The sequence below is a fragment of the Arthrobacter sp. 4R501 genome, assembly GCF_002929755.1.
Taxonomy (GTDB): Bacteria; Actinomycetota; Actinomycetes; order Actinomycetales; family Micrococcaceae; genus Arthrobacter.
This window is the reverse complement of the sequence record NZ_PJIW01000019.1, coordinates 75,396-91,646: the sequence shown is the minus strand read 5'-3', so window position 1 is coordinate 91,646 and position 16,251 is coordinate 75,396. Positions and strand designations below refer to the sequence as shown.

Genomic DNA, 16,251 nt, shown 5'->3' with positions numbered 1-16,251 from the left:
GCGGCCTGGATGGGCGTCATGCGGTGGTGGCCGTCGTGCAGCAGCGGGATTTCCGGGCCGAACTCGTTGCGCACGGCTTCAAAGACGGCGGGCAGGTGGCGCAGGTAGGCCCGGGTGTCCCAGTCCTCTTCCTGCGGGAACGCGCCGCGGCCGGCGGGCTCGTAGTCGTAGCGTTCGCCCGAGGCCTGGGCCTGCGCGGCCACACCGTAGACGGCCTTGATACCGGGAACCGCGGTCTGGATGCGGATGGACTTGTAACCCAGGTCCAGGTGCTCACGGACTGAATCGAACAGCGACTCAAGGTCAGCGCCGGAAGCGTGGCCGTAAGCGCGCAGGCCATTGCGTGACGCGCCGCCCAGGAGCTGGTACACCGGCATGTTCGCCATCTTGCCCTTGATGTCCCACAGGGCCATGTCCACGGCGGCGATTGCCGCCATGGTCACCGGCCCGCGGCGCCAGTAGGAGCTGCGGTACAGGAACTGCCAGGTGTCCTCGATCTTATGCGGATCCTTGCCGATCAGCAGCTGGGCCACGTGCTCTTTGAGGTACGCGGCAACAGCCAGTTCGCGGCCATTCAGGGTGGCGTCACCGATGCCGGTGACCCCGTCGTCCGTAGTGATGCGCAGGGTCACGAAGTTACGTGACGGGCTTGTCACGAAGACTTCAGCAGCAATGATTTTCACGGCAGATCCTTTCGGGGACTTCTGGTCAGATGGTGGTGCTGGAAGTTAGTGGCCGGCGGTTGCGCCGGCGCCAACCGGCGTGCCGGCGTCAGTGGTGGTGCTGGCGTCAGCGGCGGTGACGTCAGCGGCTTCGCCGGCGCCCACAGTTTTGGTCCGGCGTTCCTGGATCTCCTTGAGGATCTCCGCGTGCTTGGCATCGGTCAGCGTGTACTTGGACATTACTAATACGGCAAGGATAGTCAGCACGGCAGGGATGGCGCCCGCCGCAATCTGAATGCCGAACAGGGCGTCGGCGGTCTGGGCCGCGCCGGACTTGTAGCCGCCCAGTGCCAGGGCGTAGGCCGCCAGGGCGCCGCCCACAGCCTGGCCGGACTTGCGGGTGAAGGAGAACAGGGCGTAGGTGATTCCTTCGGTGCGGACACCGGTCCGCCATTCGCCGTACTCCACCGTGTCGGCTTCCAGGGCCCACACCACGATGTTGACGGCGAGGACACCCACGAGGCTGATCACGAGGCCGGTGAAGCCCATCCAGACCTGGCTGGCCGGGGTGAAGAAGATGATCGCGCCGCCGAGGACGGTGACCAGCGAGGAGTAGATGTAGACGCTCTTTTTGCCGACGTTACGGACCAGCCTGGGCATAAACGCTGCCAGGAAGAAGGTGAGCGCCAGCTGGATGATGGACAGCACAGGGTAAAGATCCAGGCGGCCCAGGACGTCGCGCAGGTAGTAGAGCTGCACGGAAGTCAGGGCAAGGTAGCCGGAGAGGAAGAAGAAGGAGCTCAGGCACAGCATCAGGAGCGGCTTGTTGCCTTTAAGCGTGTCCACGCTCTGCTTGAACGTCACCTTGGGGACGGCGCGGTGCACGCGTTCCTTGGCGGTCAATGCGGTGAAGAAGTACAGCGCCGCGCCGATGACGACGAAGACCAGGGTGATGGTGGTGAACGTCGATTGGAGGTCGGCGCCGGGCTTGATCAGCGGGGCGACGAAGATACCCAGGGAAGAGCCCACCAGCAGGGCGCCGACCATGCGGGCCGAGCCCAGCTTTGCGCGCTCCCCCGGATCCTGCGTCATGGCGCCGGCCAGCGAGCCGTAAGGAATGTTCACGAGGCTGTAGGCAAGGCCGAGGGCCGCGTACGTGACGTAGGCGTACAGCAATGTGCCGGATTCGCCCAGCTCCGGAATGGAGAAGGTTGCCACACTCAGCAGGAGCAGCGGGATGGAGCCGAACATGATGAACGGGCGGAACTTACCGAACCGCTTGCTGAAGGTGCGGTCAACAATCCGGCCGGCAAAAACATCGGCGAAGGCGTCAAAGAGCCTGACTACCAGCAACAGGGTTCCGGCGGCTGCGGCGGAGATACCGGCAACGTCTGTGTAGTACACCAGCAGGAACATGGTGGCGGTGGTGAATGCGAGGTTGTTAGCTGCATCGCCGGCGCCATAGCCGATGATGCTGAGCTTGTTTAGCTTTTTCATGAATTGGGCTCCTTTACCCTTGCCGCCGTGTTGGCCAGCGAAAATTATTGAAATGCTATGAAGCGGTGAATCTTTGGCGATGCTGGAGTTGGCAGAATCCGCATCCGGCGGGCGTACCGCCGCGTGTTTCTCGTTGCCTGTAATCCTAGTCACTTGGCAATAAAATGGCAAGCGGTTGCCATTAATTTCTGTTGAAACTTCATGAAACTGCAGGTCATCGAAACAGCACTGCCCGGTCCAGGAGCCTGGACCGGGCAGTGCTGTTCTTTATGCAGCAGAGATGCTAGCTGGGCGTGGTGCTTAGGCGTCCGCCGGGAATGTGCCGAGCAGCCCGGAAACGAGTTCCACGACGGCGTCGTCCGCTGCGACGGCAGGATCCACCAGCGCCAGGACCGCCCGCACGCGCTCCGTGCCTTCCAGCTGGTTGGCCGCGGCCACTTCAGTTGCCAGCGGATCGTGGAACGTCCCGGCCGCTGCGCTGAAATCAATCCAGGCCGCAATCATCAGTGCCGCGGCGGCACCGGATTTGCCTTGGGCCCGTTCGGCCTGGAGGACAGGCATGGCCCGCATGCGAAGCTTAGTGCTGCCGTCCATGGCGATCTGGGCCAGGTGGTGGGCAATGCGCGCATTGCTGAAGCGGGCCAGCAGGGCAGCGCGGTACGCCGGGATCTGCAGGTCCGCGCCGCCCGCCGCGGCACCGGACAGGTTCGCCTCGGCTTCGTTCCAGAAGCTTTCGACGGCGGTCAGGCACTGCGGGTCCGCGAGGGCCTGCGCCACCGTGGTGTGTCCGCGGAGCTGGCCGGAGTAGGCCAGCAGGGAATGTGCGCCGTTCAGGAGCCACAGCTTGCGGTTCTCGTAGGGCTCGATGTGGTCAACGAAAACGGCGCCGGCATCTTCCCAGCGCGGACGGCCGGCGGGGAAGTCGCCGCTGAGCACCCAGTTGGTGAACGGCTCAGCCACTACGGGCGAGTTGTCGCGGTAGCCGCAGGCGGCCTCGACGGCGGCGATGTCCGCTTCGGTGGTGCGCGGCGTGATGCGGTCCACGGACGTGCTGACAAAGCTGACGTTTTCGTCGACCCAGGCAACGAGCTCAGCGTCCCAGGCCTGCGCCAGGCCCGCGACGGCGTTGCGGGCCACCGTGCCGTTGTTGGCAAGGTTGTCGCAGCAGACAACGGCGAGCGGCCCGGCTCCGGCAGCCCGGCGCGCGGCGAGGGCGAAGACAAGCCGGCCCAGCGGCGTCGACGGGTTTCCGCTTCCGGAAGCCAGCAGCGCAAGGTCGCCGGCGACGTCGGACGCGGTGGTGTCCAGCTGTCCGTCGGCACCGAGCCGGTACGCCGCTTCGGTGACCGTCAGGGTGACCATGGCTGTGGCAGACGCCGAAACGAGCTCTGCGAGCCGCTGCACGTCCGCGCCGTCTACCGCTTCAACGATGCTGCCGACGACGGAGAACGAGTCGCCGCTGTCAGCGCGCTCCACGAGCGTAAAGAGGCCGTCCTGCTCGGCAAGAGCAAGCGCAGCGTCCGGGCGGCGGCCCGTGAATGCGGCAATGCCCCAGTCCGCGGCGTCGCTGGCCTGGCTGGTGTACCAGGCCTGGTGCGAGCGGTGGAAGGCACCGAGTCCTAGGTGGACGATCCGGACCGGCGGCTTGGCTGCAGCGTGCGTGCTCCGGTTCAGCTGCGGCAGCGATGCGGCAGCAGCCTTGCCTGTGGCGTCGGCCTGTTCGATACTCACAGTTTGAAAACCCTTCGCGGGGAGGAATCGACGGTGTCCACGATGATTTCGTGGGCGCGGTCTTCGCTGACACGGTGCTCGGCCACGAGGCGGGCCAGGAAGGAGGCTTCGATCCGGCGGGACGCGTCGTGGCGGGCGGGGATGGAGCAGAAGGCCCTGGTGTCGTCGATGAAACCGGAGGAACGGGAGAACCCGGCCGTTTCGGTCACGGCGGAGCGGAAGCGGAGCATGGCATCCGGGGCGTCCAGGAACCACCAGGGTGCGCCCAGGTAGACGGACGGGTAGAAGCCGGCCAGCGGCGCGAGTTCGCGGGAGAAAACGGTCTCGTCCAGGGTGAACAGCACCAGGTGGAAGTCCTTGGCCGTGCCGAAGTCCTGCAGCAGCGGCCGGATGGCCTCGGTGTAGTTGGTGGCGACCGGGATGTCGTGGCCCGTATCGGCGCCGAAGGCCTCGAACGTGGGCGTGTGGTGGTTCCGGAACGAGCCCGGGTGGATGGTCATGACCAGGCCGTCCTCGACCGACATACGGCCCATCTGGTACATCATGTGGGCTTCGAAGGTGTTGCGGTCCTCGGCCGTGGCCTTGCCGGCGCGGGCGAGTTCGAAGATGCGCTCGGCTTCGGCGCGGTCCAGCTTGAGCGTTGCCGGGGTGGCCACACCATGGTCCGCCGAGACCGCGCCGTGCTCCACGAAGTAGCGGCGGCGGTTTTCCAGGGCTTTGATGTAGCCCGCGTAGCCGCTGGCGCCGTCACCGGCGGTTTCAATCAGGCGGTCAACGTTGGCACTCCAGGTGGGGTGCGCAATGTTCAAGTAGGCGTCCGGGCGGAACGTGGGCAGGACGCGGCCGTTGAAGGTGGAGTCCTCCGCGATGGCCTTGTGGCTGGCAAGGTTGTCGAGAGGGTCGTCCGTGGTGGCCAGCACCTCGATGTTGAAGTCCTTGAAGAGCTGGCGGGGACGGAACCCGGGCTCCACGAGCTTGGCGGCGATGGCGTCATAGCTGGCATCAGCGGACATCTCGCCCAGGTCTGCGCCCAGGTTGAAGACACTGTCGAACTGATTGCGCAGCCAGTAGCCGGAGGCCGTGCCTTCGAAGAGCGGCCAGGCATCCACGAAGGTGCGCCAGATTTCGCGTGACCCGGGCGCGGTAGGACCCCCGGCCCGCAGCTTGTCCAGGGGGGCGCCGTTGGCGTGGATCAGGCGCGTGACGTAGTGGTCCGGACTGACGAGCAGCGCTGCCGGGTCAGGGAACGGGGTGTTGTGCTCGATGACGGCGGCGTCAACGTGGCCATGCGGGGAGATGATGGGGAGGTCCTGCACGCGCGCCAGGAGGTCCCGCGCAATGCTGCGCGTTCCTGGGTCGGCGGGCAGGAGCCTGTCTGGGTTGGCAGCAATCGACTGTGACATAGATCAATAATCTGCCGGGCGCCGAGTTTTGTCAACCGGTTGCCATGATTTGCCAAACGAAGGAATGGGCCCTGCCCGGACTCACTTCGCGGGCAGGATCCGACCGCTGGACCCGCGCAGCACCAGCTCAGTCTCTACGCTCAAGGTGCCGGACTGTTCCCCGCTTCCGTGAAGAAAGTCCAGCAGGCGCTTGGCGGCTGCCTCGCCGCACTCCCCCAGCGGCGAACGCACGGTGGTAAGCGGTGGCGTCGTGAAATCCGCGCCGAAAATGTCATCAAAGCCGATGATGCTGATGTGGTCGGGCACCACCACGCCGGCAGCCTGAAGCTCCTGCATGAGCCCGATGGCCAGCAGGTCGTTGTACGTCAGGACCGCAGTGGCGCCGCTGGCGCGGACATCACGCGCAGTCTTCCGGCCGCCGTCGACCGTTGGTTTGGTGGATTCGAGCCGCACTGCCTCGAGCCGGGACCAGTCGCAGGCTGCCTGCACACCCTCCCACCGGCGTTCGGACATCCAGGATTCCGGGGGCCCCGCCACGTAGGCAACCTTCGTGTGGCCGTTGGCGGCCAGGCTGCGGACCGCCTCGCTGATCCCCTTGTTGACGTCTGGCACCACGCACGGCACGCCCTCCACCTCGCGGTTGATGACCACCACGGGTTTGTCTTGGGCCAGGGCGCGGATGTTGTCATCGTCCATGCGCGGGCTCGCCAGAATAAGGCCGTCCACGGTGGCCATGAGCCGCCGGGCGGCAGTCAGTTCAGTTGCCGAGGACTCCGCCGACTCGGCGAGCACCAGGGTGTAGTCCCGGCTGGTTGCAGTGGTCTCGGCGCCGCGGATGATGTCAAAGAAGGTGGGGTTGGTAATGTCCGCGACGATGAGGCCGAACGTATTGGTCTTGCCCGTGGGAAGGGCGCGCGCGAACGGATTGACCTGGTAGTTGAGCTCGGCGGCCGCATCTTCGATGAGCTTCTGTGTTTTGGAGCTGACCCTGCCCGGCTTGCTGAGCGCCCGGGAAACCGTGGACGCGTTGACGCCGGCCATCTTGGCGATGTCGTAGATGGTGGCGTTGGATTTGCCGTCGCGGCCGTGCTTTTTAACCGACCCCGCTGATGGGGCGGTGTCCGGCGTTTGGGGTTCAGTCACCGCCCCATCCTAACGATGAAACCACTCAAGCAGGTCGCAGCTGTGGCCGTTTTGATGGTCCAAAACGGCCACAGCTGCTACCTCAGCTTCGCTGCTCACCCGGGAGGTTACGTGCGCTGCGGGAACTTGCCCTCTTCGGCGATGCGCTTATTGAGCTCGGCGAGGAACTCGTTCTCGTCGAAGTCCAGTCCAACTTCCTTACCGGTCCAGGCGGAGAGGTGGATGGCGTTGGCCAGCCGGACTCCGTTGATGCCGTCCGAGCCCGGAGCCAGCAGCGGTGTGCCGTCCAGGATGTTGGCGGCGAAGTTCTCCAGGACACCGGCGTGCTGCCCGCCCCAGACGGACTCGAATTCGATGACCTCGGTGGTGTAGTACTGCTCCGGGTTCAGCTCGCCCATAAAGAGCTTGCGGACATCGTCCATGCCCATGCCATCGCTGAGTTCGCGCTCCGGCGTGTGCAGGCGCGTCACGGTGGCGGTCTTGCTGCCCTCGACGACGATCTTGCCCTGGTCGCCCAGGATCTCGAAGCGGTCGGTCCCGGTCAGATCGTGCGTGGCGGTGACAAATACGCCGGTGACGCCGTCTCCGTAGTCAACTACTGCGGTGACTTCATCTTCGACGGCGATGTCGCGGCGGAAGCCGAAGGAAACCTTGGAGTAAACGGACTTCGGCACGCCGCAGATCCACTGCCACAGGTCCAGCTGGTGCGGAGCCTGGTTGACCAGGACGCCGCCACCTTCGCCGCCCCACGTTGCGCGCCATTCGCTGGAGTTGTAGTAGCCCTGGGGGCGCCACCAGTTAGTGATGATCCAGTTGCTGCGGCGGATCTTGCCGATCTCGCCGTTTTCCACAATCTCTTTGAGCTTCTTGTACAGCGGGTTGTTGCGCTGGTTGAACATGATGCCGAAGGAGAGTTCCGGCTTGGAGGCCGCGAACTCGTTCAGTTCCTTGACCTGCTTGGTGTAGACGCCTGCCGGCTTCTCCACCAGCGCGTGGATGTTGCGCTTAAGCGTCTCGATGCCCATTTCCGGGTGCAGGAAGTGCGGCACGCAGGTCACAACGGCGTCAACGTCGCCGCTTTCCAGCATGGCGATGTAGTCGTCATAAAAGGGAGCGTCCGGGTACGTGGCGGAGGCGAGTTCCTTCTTGGCCGGATCGGTGTCGCAGATGGCCCCGATCACCATGTTGGGGACCATGCCGTCCGTGATGAACTTGGCGTAGGCGCCGCCCTGCTGGCCCAGGCCGATGATGCCGAGGCGTACTTTCTTGCTCACAGTTATTTATCCTTCTTTGTTGGTTGAGCTTGTGTTTCGTTGGTTGAGCTTGTCGAAACCAGAAGCGGTCTGGTTAGAAGAGTTCGGACTGGCCCAGGGCAACCAGGTTGTCGTAGGAGGTCTGCAGCGCTTCCCAGACGGTGCAGCCGTAGAGTTCGTCCTGCTCCACCAGCAGGTAATAGGCGCCGGCAGCCTGCGCGGCCGGGATGATGGAGGCGAAGTCGAGGTTGCCTTCGCCCACTTCGGCGAACTGGACGACGTTCTTGAACTCCGCCATGAATCCGGCGACGTCGCCTGAGTCCAGCATCCCGAAGGCGGACTCGGGCAGTTCGCCGATCCGGTAGTCCTTCAGGTGCACCATGGCCGTGCGGCCCGCATACTTTTCGAGGGTACGGACCGGGTCCAGGCCGCCGCGCTGTACCCAGTGCACGTCGATTTCCATGCCCATGGCCGGGGAGTTCTCGGCGATGATGTCCAGCATGTACTTGCCATCGAACTTCGCGAACTCGATGTGGTGGTTGTGGTAATACAGGCCCAGGCCCTGCTCCTGCAGCCGTTCGGCGTATTCGTTGGCCTGCTTGGCGAAGTCGACGACGGCGCCGATCGACTTCATCGCGGGGAAGGGCAGCATGCCGATCCGCAGCAGTTTCGAATCCAGCCGCTTGGCATCGTCCACAATCTTGTCAAAGTGCTCCGCCAGGGAGTCCCCGGGCCGGCCTTTGGGGGTCTCCATGGCCACGGACAGCGCCGCAATGTCCATGCCCAGTTCGCTGCGGGAGCGGTCCAGCTCGGCGACGTTTTCCGGCGTCATCGGGATCTGGGAGATCTCGACGGCGTTGTAGCCGATGCCGCTGACCTTGCGGAGCGTTTCGAACGCCCCGATTTCGGTGAAGCTGTCCTTCAGCATCATTGCCTGTACGCCAATTTTGGCCACTTTTTCCTCCATGGTTTGTTCGCTGTTGAGTAAAGTCTGGTCCGGCCTTAGGCGGGGACGCCAGCCTGTTCGGCCTGCATTCGCTGCTCTTCAAGCAGCCGGTGGCGGTCAGCACGGCGCTTCTCCTGGCGGTCCGGGTCCGGCACCGGGGAAGCGAGTAGCAGCCGCTGGGTGTAGGGGTGTTCGGGGTCGCGGGTGACGACGTCGGCTGGCCCCTGTTCCACAATTTCTCCACGGTACATCACGGCTACACGGTGGCTGATGTGGCGGACCACGTCAAGGTCGTGGGAGACAAAAAGGTAGGACACGCCAGTGTCCTTCTGGATCTGCAGGAACAGATCCAGGACCCGGGCCTGGGTGGAGAGGTCCAAGGCACTGACAGGCTCATCGCAGACGATGAGCTTCGGGGACAGCGCCAGTGCGCGGGCGATGGCCACGCGCTGGCGCTGGCCGCCGCTGAACTCCCGCGGGAGACGGTGGATGGCGTCCGACGGCAGACCCACCTGGTCCAGGAGTTCTTTGACGCGCTTCTTGGCTGCTGCCTGTTCCATGCCCTGGACGCCCAGCGGTTCGGCAAGGATGTCGCCGATCTCCAGGGCGGGGTTCAGCGACGTGTAGGGATCCTGGAAGACCACCTGCATGTCGCGGCTGAGCACGCGGCGCTGCTTCCGGCCGGCGTGGCTGATGTCCTGGCCTTCGAAGGTGATCTTGCCGCCGCTCACGGGCGCGAGTCCCAGCACGGCCCGGCCCAGGGTGGTCTTGCCGGAGCCCGACTCCCCCACGAGGCCCAGTGTCTCGCCCTGGCCGATGCTGATGTTGATGTCCGTCAGTGCGCGGAATCTCCGTGCCCGGAACCCCTTGCCGGCGTACTCCACCACCAGGTTGTCCACCCGAAGAAGTTCTTGGCGTGCCGGCGCTGATTCCGCGGCGCGCAAGGCTGCAGTTTCGGTCACAGTACGTTCTCCTTGGCAGTTGATGAGGCAGTTGCAGACGAAGTAGCTGACACCAGCATGGTCATGGGTTCCTTGCCTTCCAGCATCGAAGCCAGCAGCGTCTGGGTATAGCGTTCCTTCGGTTCGCGCAGGATCTCCCGCACGGGGCCTTCCTCCACCAGCCGGCCGTTCTGCATGACCACAACACGGTCGCAGAGGTCAGCAACAACGCCGAAGTTGTGGGTCACCAGGATGACGCCGACGCCAAGCCGGCGCTGGAGGTCGCGGATGAGGTCCAGGACATCGGCCTGGACCGTGACGTCCAGGGCCGTGGTGGGCTCATCGGCAATGATGAGGTCCGGTTCGCAGCTGATGGCGCCGGCGATGAGCACGCGCTGGGCCATGCCGCCGGAGACCTCATGGGGGTACGCCTTGAAGGTCCGGTCCGGGCTGACAATGCCGACGTCGGATAGCAGCTTCATGGCCCGCGCCGTGGCTTCGGCCTTAGAGATTCCCAGGACCCGCACCATGGGCGTGACCAGCTGGTAGCCAATAGTGAACGCGGGATCCAGGTTGCTCATGGGTTCCTGCGGGATGTAGGAAATCCGTTTGCCGCGCAGCTTGGAGAGACGTTCCTGGCTGACCTTGTCCTCGCCTGGGGCGACGGTGTAGTTGCCATCGAACTGAATGGCCCCGCCGACGATGCGTGCGGTGTCCGGCAGGAGGCCCAGGATAGAGAAGGCGGTCTGGGATTTACCCGAACCGGATTCGCCCACGATGCCGAGGATTTCGCCGCGGTCAACGTGGAAGGAGACATCGTCCACTACCTTCTTGATGGTGCCGTCTGCCTGGGGGTAGCCGACGCCGAGATTGGTCACCTTGACGAGGTGGTGTTCGGTTCCGGACTCAACGGCGGCGAGGGTCTTGCGCGCTGCCTTGGCGGCACTGGCTGCGGCAGCGTCCTGCGCGTCATGAGCTTTCTTCTTGCGGTGCTTGATCTTTTCGCCGTCTTCCAGGGCGTCGCGGATGGCGTTGCCCAACAGGACCAGGGCGCCAATGGTCAGTGCCATGGCAAACGCAGGCCAGAAGAGCAGCGTCGGGGTGAGGTAAACGTTCTTGAAGCCTTCGCTGAGCATCACGCCCCAGGTGGCCTTCGCCGGATCGCCCAGTCCCAGGAACTCGAGTCCGGACTGGATGGCGATGGCCACGCCGGCGATCGCCGCGGTCTGGATGATGATGGGCGCACGCACCACGGAGAAGATGTGGCGGGTGATGATGCTGAGGTCTGACAGGCCGGAGACGCGGGCGGCATCCACGTAGAGCTCGTTGCGCACGGACTGCACCGCTGACCGTGTCAGCCGGAAGTAGGAAGGGCTGATCAGGACGCCGAACGCGATCATGGCAATCCACACTGACGGACCGAAAGCGGCCCGGATGGTCAGCAGGACGATCAGGCCGGGGAGGCTCATCAGGATGCTGACAACCCAGTTCGAGACCGCTTCAAACTTCCCGGCGTAGTAGCCGGCCACCAGGCCGGCGGGCAGGCCGATCGCGATGGCAACGGCGGCGCACAGGAGCGCGGAGCTCAGGGTCAGCTGCGCCCCGAAGAGCAGCCGGCTCCAGACGTCACGGCCTGAGCTGTCCGTGCCCAGGATGTTGACCTCGTCCGGGGCTGCGAGGGTCTTGGCGATGTTGGCGAAGTTCTCGTCGAACGGGGCCAGGACATCGGCGAAGACGGCCATGCTGGCCATGGACAGCAGGATGACGATGGCAACGACGCCCATGGGATTCTTGAACAGGCGCTTGAGGACTGTTGACCGGACGACGGTCCCGGTCTGGCCTGACGTTCCCGGTGCAGTCGTACCGGGTGCGGGCGTCAGGGCTGAGGTTTCGACGGACTCGGTCACGAGGCACGCACCTTCGGGTTAAGCCAGCCGTTGAGCAGGTCAACGATGAGGTTGACCACAATGACAACGGCGACGGTGTACATAACTACGCCCATGACCACTGGCTGGTCACTCTGGCTGGTGGCGGCGACGGCCAGCGGCCCCATGCCGGGCAGGGCAAAAATCTGCTCGATGATGACCACGCCGCCGAGCATGCCGATCAGCTGGAGGCTGAGCACGGTCAGTCCGGCCGGAGCCGCGCTGCGCAGGACGTGCTTGAAGAGGACCTCGCGCTCACCGATGCCGCGGCTGCGGAGGGTACGGACGTAATCGCGTTCGAGCTGTTTGATGACGGCGCTGCGGATCTGCTGCGCACCGCCGGTCACTCCGTTGATCAGCAGTGCGACCACCGGAAGCGTCAATGACAGGACCCAGGCGTCTGCTCCGACACCGGGCGAAATGGTGCTGGTGGCGGGGAAGAGGCCCATCTGGATGGCCAGGATGGTCACCAGGATGATGCCGATGACGAAGCCGGGAACGGAGTCGCCGATAATGGCACCGATCTGGACCAGGCGGTCCACCCAGCCGCGCTTTACGGCTGCGGCAACGCCGATGAGGGTAGCGATAATGGAGATAAGCAGCATGGCTGCAATCACCATGGTCATCGTGACCGGGATGCGCGTGGCGAGGGCACTGGACACGGGTTCAGAGGTGAACCAGGATGTGCCCAGGTCCCCCTGCAGGGCGCCCGTGAGCCAGCTGAAGTAGCGCGTGATGATGGGCTGGTCTAGCCCCAACTCCGCTTCCTTCACGGCCAGCTGATCCGGCGTTGCCTGGTCGCCCAGGATGTTCCGTGCGATGCTGCCGCTCGATACGTATAGCAGGGAAAAAACGAGGATCGAGACGGCGAACAGGACGACGAGTCCGCTGCCGAGGCGTTTAAGGATGAAAGTGATCATTGCTGGCTCCATTGAACTGGCATGGATTGGTTGCCCGGTCCGGCAGCCCACCCTTGGTGATGGGCTGCCGGACCTGCGCAGGTTTATTGTCTGGCTACGTACCCGGTAACTTCCTGGCGGGTTACTTAGCGGGCGAGTAGTTGTAGATCGACGGAACGGCCTGCTGGACCTGCGGTTCCACGGTGATCTTGGAGTTGTGGTAGTACATCTGGTTCACGCGGAACATAGGGGCGAACCAGGCCTGCTCCACCACGTACTTGTTCACTTCCTGGGCCAGCTTGCCAGCGTCCTTGCCGCCCTTCTCGACTGCATCGATCTTGGCCTGCAGCTCGGGAGTGGTGTTCTTGAACGGGTTGTAGAGGGCCTTCGTGGAGATGATCTGGTTGGTGGCAACCCACGGCTCACCCTGGAAGAGGGAGAAGAACATGGTGGTGAACTTCTGTGCGGCGACATCGCTGGTGAAGGTGTTGGTGATGGCGGCACCAATGTTCACGGTGATTCCAACGTCCGCCAGCTGCTGCTTGATCACTGCGAGCTGGGTTTCCCAGCCCGGAACCGACGGGATGTCGAGGACAACGCCGGTCTCGTAGCCGGCCTCCTTCAGGAGGGCCTTAGCCTTGGCCGGATCGTAGCTGTAGTAGTTCTCCAGCTCTTCGGTCCATGCACCGCTGGCCTTGCCGAACGGCTGCGACGTGGGGGTGCCCTGGCCCATCAGGACCTGGTCCAGGATGGTCTTGCGGTCAAAGGCGTAGTTGATCGCCTGGCGGACCTTGACGTTCCCCAGCGCGGGGTTCTTGGTACCGTCGCGGTCCATCAGCAGGAGACCCTGCCAGTCCACCTCGGTAGCGACCAGGTTCATCTTGGCGCCTTCAGCCTGCTTGCCGGTCTTGGGGTCCAGCAGCGTGGCGTCCACCTGGCCCGAAACGAGGGCGTTGGTGCGGGCGGTCAGGTCAATCAGGATCTTGAAGGTGACCTTCTCGAACTTCTGGAGGTCCTTGTTCCAGTAGTCCTTGCGGGCGGAGAACACCGACTGCGAGTCCTTCACTGTGGCGGCCTTGTCCATGACATACGGGCCGCTGCCTACGGGCTCGGTCTTGATGGCGTCGGTGCCCAGCGACTTGGGGCTGCCCATCAGGCCGGCGGCCTGGCTGAGGTAGAACTCCAGGGACGGATCCGGTGCTGTCAGGTTCAGTTCGACGGTGTCGGCGTCAACAACCTTGACATCGGAGACGGCCGTGAGCTGGGCCATCTGCGGGCCGTTGGCCTTCTTGAAGTGGTCCATGTTGGCCTTGGCGGCCTCGGCGTCGAACTTGGCACCATCGCTGAAGGTCACGTCCGTGCGGAGGTCAACAGTGAGTTTGGTGTTGGTGTCGTTGTACTTCCACGCGGTGGCCAGCATGGGGCTGAGCTTGCCGTCTGGTTCCCGCAGGATCAGGGAGTCGTACGCTGCCTGGTACGGCTGGAGGTAGTGACCCACGTGGGCCTGTGCCGGGTCCCAGGAGCGGAGTTCCTGAACTGCACCCAGTGTCAGCGTCGTTGTTTTGGCCGTTGCGCCGGCGCCAGCAGTGGCGCCGCCGCCGCAGGCTGTCAGTGCCAGCGCTGCGCTGACGGTAATGGCGGCAGCGGCCGCCTTGGGACCTAACTTCATTGTTGGCTCCTGAATCTGTGGAACGTGAGAGTTGCGATTGGGCCGGTGTGGCGTGGGCCACACCGGCCTTCGAGATTCAGAATACGCATGATTGCCAACTTTGGCAACCGATTGTCAATATTGTTGCAAACTTGGCGAAAGTGGCTGAGAATGAAACGTTCTAATGGCTATCAACCGGTTGCCATGGGGCGGTCAGGAAACAGTCGCCGCCGTGTCCGGGTAGCTCTGGCGGTAAATCTCCTTGACGATTCTCAGCGATTTCTCCGCTTCTTCAGGATTGATCCAGAACGGGCCCGCATCACCGAGCCGGGCATAAAAGTCACTGATGAGCAGCTCGTGTGACACCCCCCAGTAGGCGCGTCCACCGGACTGCACCACACGCTCGGGGACCACATCCACGCGCCCGTCCGCGTAGGTGACGGTCAAGTCCCCGCGAAGGCTGAGAGTCGCTCTTTCCGTAACGATGTCCAGCGTGACCGGCGCATTGATGGCATTGGCCAGGGTGGCATAAAAGGCGCTGCGCGCACCGTTGGCGTGCTCGGCAACAAACTCCGCAGTGTCCTCCACCTCAATGGTTTCGCCCAGGAACCTGGTTGCGGCGTTGCCGGACAACGAAACGACGTCGCCCACCAGCCACTGCAGCAGGTCAACGGTGTGGATGGCCTGGTTCATCATGAGCCCGCCACCGCCCCCCGCCCAGGTTCCGCGCCACGGCCGGCTCAGGTAATAGTCGGCGTCGCGGCGCCACAGCACCGTGGCTGAAGCCCCAACCACCGCGCCCAGTTCGCCGGAGGAAAGCAGTGCGTGCATCGCCTGCGCGGTGGCGTTGTAGCGGTTCTGGAAGCAGACGGCGATCTTGGCAGCGGAGGCCTTGGAAGCCGCCACGAGCCGGCGGCCCTCCTCGAGCGTGTTCGCGAGCGGCTTTTCCACAATCACATTCACGCCGCGCTCAAGGCACTCTGTCGCGATGGAAGCATGCATGTTGTGCGGGGTAGCAATGTGTACAACATCCGGTTCGATGGCCTCGATCAGGCTGAGGTGATCGGGGAAACCCGGGACGCCGTAGGCGGTCACAGCAGCCGCAAGGCGGCCGGGATCCGAGTCGCAGACCCCGGCCAGCCGCGCGCCGTCGAGCTTTGCGATGGCCTCGAAGTGCACTGCAGAGACGTCACCGCAACCGATAACTGCGGCCTTGAGGCTGGTCACGAAAGTTCGATTCCGTTCTTGGCGGCAAGGACCGCGAAGGCGCGCGCGGCCATGCCGAAGGCAACCGGCCCGGAGAAGCCACCCAGTTCGTGGTGGCTGGCGAGGTGCGGTTCGAGTGAGGCAAAGCCTGCGTACCCGTCCGCCTTCAGGGCGGCAATGGTGGCGTCCAGCTCGCCGTCGCCATGGCCGGAAGGCACAACCTCACCCGTGGCCATGATGGCGTCCTTGACCTGGAGGTATTCGAGGTAGGGGCGGAGCATGGCGTAGCCATCGGTGTAGGGCCGGACGCCCACCTGGACGAAGTTGGCGTTGTCCCAGGCGACGCGCAGTGCGGGAGAGTCGACCGTCTCCATGATGTCTAGGACGCGCTGCGGCGTATCGCCGTAGATGTCCTTTTCGTTCTCGTGCAGGAGTACGACGCCGGCGCTTGCGGCTTCAGCGGCCAGTGCCCGCATGCGCGTGATGACGTCGTCGCGGATTTCCTCCGGCGTCTGGGTTTCACTCCGGTAGAACGAGAAGACCCGGATGTACTTGGTATCCAGTCCCTTGGCCACGGAGATGATCTGGCGGAGGCGTTCCACCTCGTGCTCCACGGGCAGGCTGATGTCCACCTTGCCGATGGGGCTGGCCACGGCTGAGACCTTCAGGCCCTTGGCGTCCAGGAGTTCCTTGAGCTCGGATACCTGCCCCGGCGTCAGTTCGGAGACGTTGACGCCCCAGGCGCTGCGTACTTCGATGTAGTTCGCGCCAAGCGCCAGCAGGACAGCGGCCTGGATGGCGGGGTCCGTATCCACTTCATCGCCGAATCCTGAGAGCGTCCAGACTGTGCTGGCTGCTTCGGTTGTTGCTTCGGTCACGGAAATCTCCTTAGGTATGCCCGCGACGGGACAGCCTTGGTGCCGCTCCGGCGCGCGGGTGACTCAGTTCACAAAAAGCGCTGCCCTAAGTCTAGACACGTCAACTGTCAATGACAACC

General features: G+C 64.1%; 12 protein-coding genes and 1 pseudogene. All 13 read right to left on the bottom strand.

The genetic code is table 11. The features are described from left to right. Positions 1-683, bottom strand: a pseudogene (locus CXR02_RS17845) (bifunctional D-altronate/D-mannonate dehydratase); the annotation flags it as partial. Positions 684-728: 45 nt separating this feature from the next. Then, positions 729-2,159: a glucuronide transporter gene (uidB, locus tag CXR02_RS17840; RefSeq protein ID WP_258061090.1), complete on the bottom strand. Its 1,431-nt coding sequence runs from the start codon at positions 2,157-2,159 to the stop codon at positions 729-731. Positions 2,160-2,459: 300 nt separating this feature from the next. Then, the gene (locus tag CXR02_RS17835; RefSeq protein WP_104063201.1) at positions 2,460-3,890 is read right to left on the bottom strand and encodes a mannitol dehydrogenase family protein; all 1,431 of its coding nucleotides are present in this window, start codon (positions 3,888-3,890) and stop codon (positions 2,460-2,462) included. Beyond that, positions 3,887-5,293, bottom strand: a complete 1,407-nt coding sequence (gene uxaC, locus CXR02_RS17830) for a glucuronate isomerase (RefSeq protein ID WP_104063200.1) — start codon at positions 5,291-5,293, stop codon at positions 3,887-3,889. Before uxaC ends, CXR02_RS17835 begins: the two co-directional genes overlap by 4 nt. A gap of 81 nt (positions 5,294-5,374) precedes the next feature. After that, complete coding sequence (locus CXR02_RS17825) at positions 5,375-6,436, bottom strand: LacI family DNA-binding transcriptional regulator (protein WP_104063199.1); 1,062 nt, start codon at positions 6,434-6,436, stop codon at positions 5,375-5,377. Between the two features lie 107 nt (positions 6,437-6,543). Then, positions 6,544-7,710: a Gfo/Idh/MocA family protein gene (locus CXR02_RS17820; RefSeq protein ID WP_104063198.1), complete on the bottom strand. Its 1,167-nt coding sequence runs from the start codon at positions 7,708-7,710 to the stop codon at positions 6,544-6,546. 73 nt (positions 7,711-7,783) lie between these two features. Then, positions 7,784-8,644 carry a sugar phosphate isomerase/epimerase gene (locus CXR02_RS17815; RefSeq protein WP_258061089.1) on the bottom strand — a complete coding sequence of 287 codons (861 nt, stop codon included), beginning with the start codon at positions 8,642-8,644 and terminating at the stop codon, positions 7,784-7,786. Positions 8,645-8,691: 47 nt separating this feature from the next. Further along, a complete protein-coding gene (locus CXR02_RS17810; RefSeq protein ID WP_258061088.1) occupies positions 8,692-9,597 on the bottom strand; it encodes an ATP-binding cassette domain-containing protein in 906 nt (301 codons plus the stop codon). Continuing rightward, positions 9,594-11,483, bottom strand: coding sequence for a dipeptide/oligopeptide/nickel ABC transporter permease/ATP-binding protein (locus CXR02_RS17805; RefSeq protein ID WP_104063196.1), 1,890 nt, complete (start codon positions 11,481-11,483; stop codon positions 9,594-9,596). Before CXR02_RS17805 ends, CXR02_RS17810 begins: the two co-directional genes overlap by 4 nt. Beyond that, positions 11,480-12,421, bottom strand: a complete 942-nt coding sequence (locus CXR02_RS17800; RefSeq protein WP_104063195.1) for an ABC transporter permease — start codon at positions 12,419-12,421, stop codon at positions 11,480-11,482. The genes CXR02_RS17805 and CXR02_RS17800 overlap by 4 nt, the downstream gene beginning before the upstream one ends. A gap of 121 nt (positions 12,422-12,542) precedes the next feature. Then, entirely contained in the window at positions 12,543-14,069 is a 1,527-nt protein-coding gene (locus CXR02_RS17795; protein WP_104063194.1) for an ABC transporter substrate-binding protein, read from the bottom strand. Positions 14,070-14,261: 192 nt separating this feature from the next. Further along, a complete protein-coding gene (locus CXR02_RS17790) occupies positions 14,262-15,275 on the bottom strand; it encodes a Gfo/Idh/MocA family protein (RefSeq protein ID WP_104063193.1) in 1,014 nt (337 codons plus the stop codon). Further along, positions 15,272-16,132 (bottom strand): sugar phosphate isomerase/epimerase, encoded by an 861-nt coding sequence (locus CXR02_RS17785; RefSeq protein ID WP_104063192.1) that lies wholly within the window; start codon positions 16,130-16,132, stop codon positions 15,272-15,274. The genes CXR02_RS17790 and CXR02_RS17785 overlap by 4 nt, the downstream gene beginning before the upstream one ends. Between the last annotated feature and the right edge of the window lie 119 nt (positions 16,133-16,251).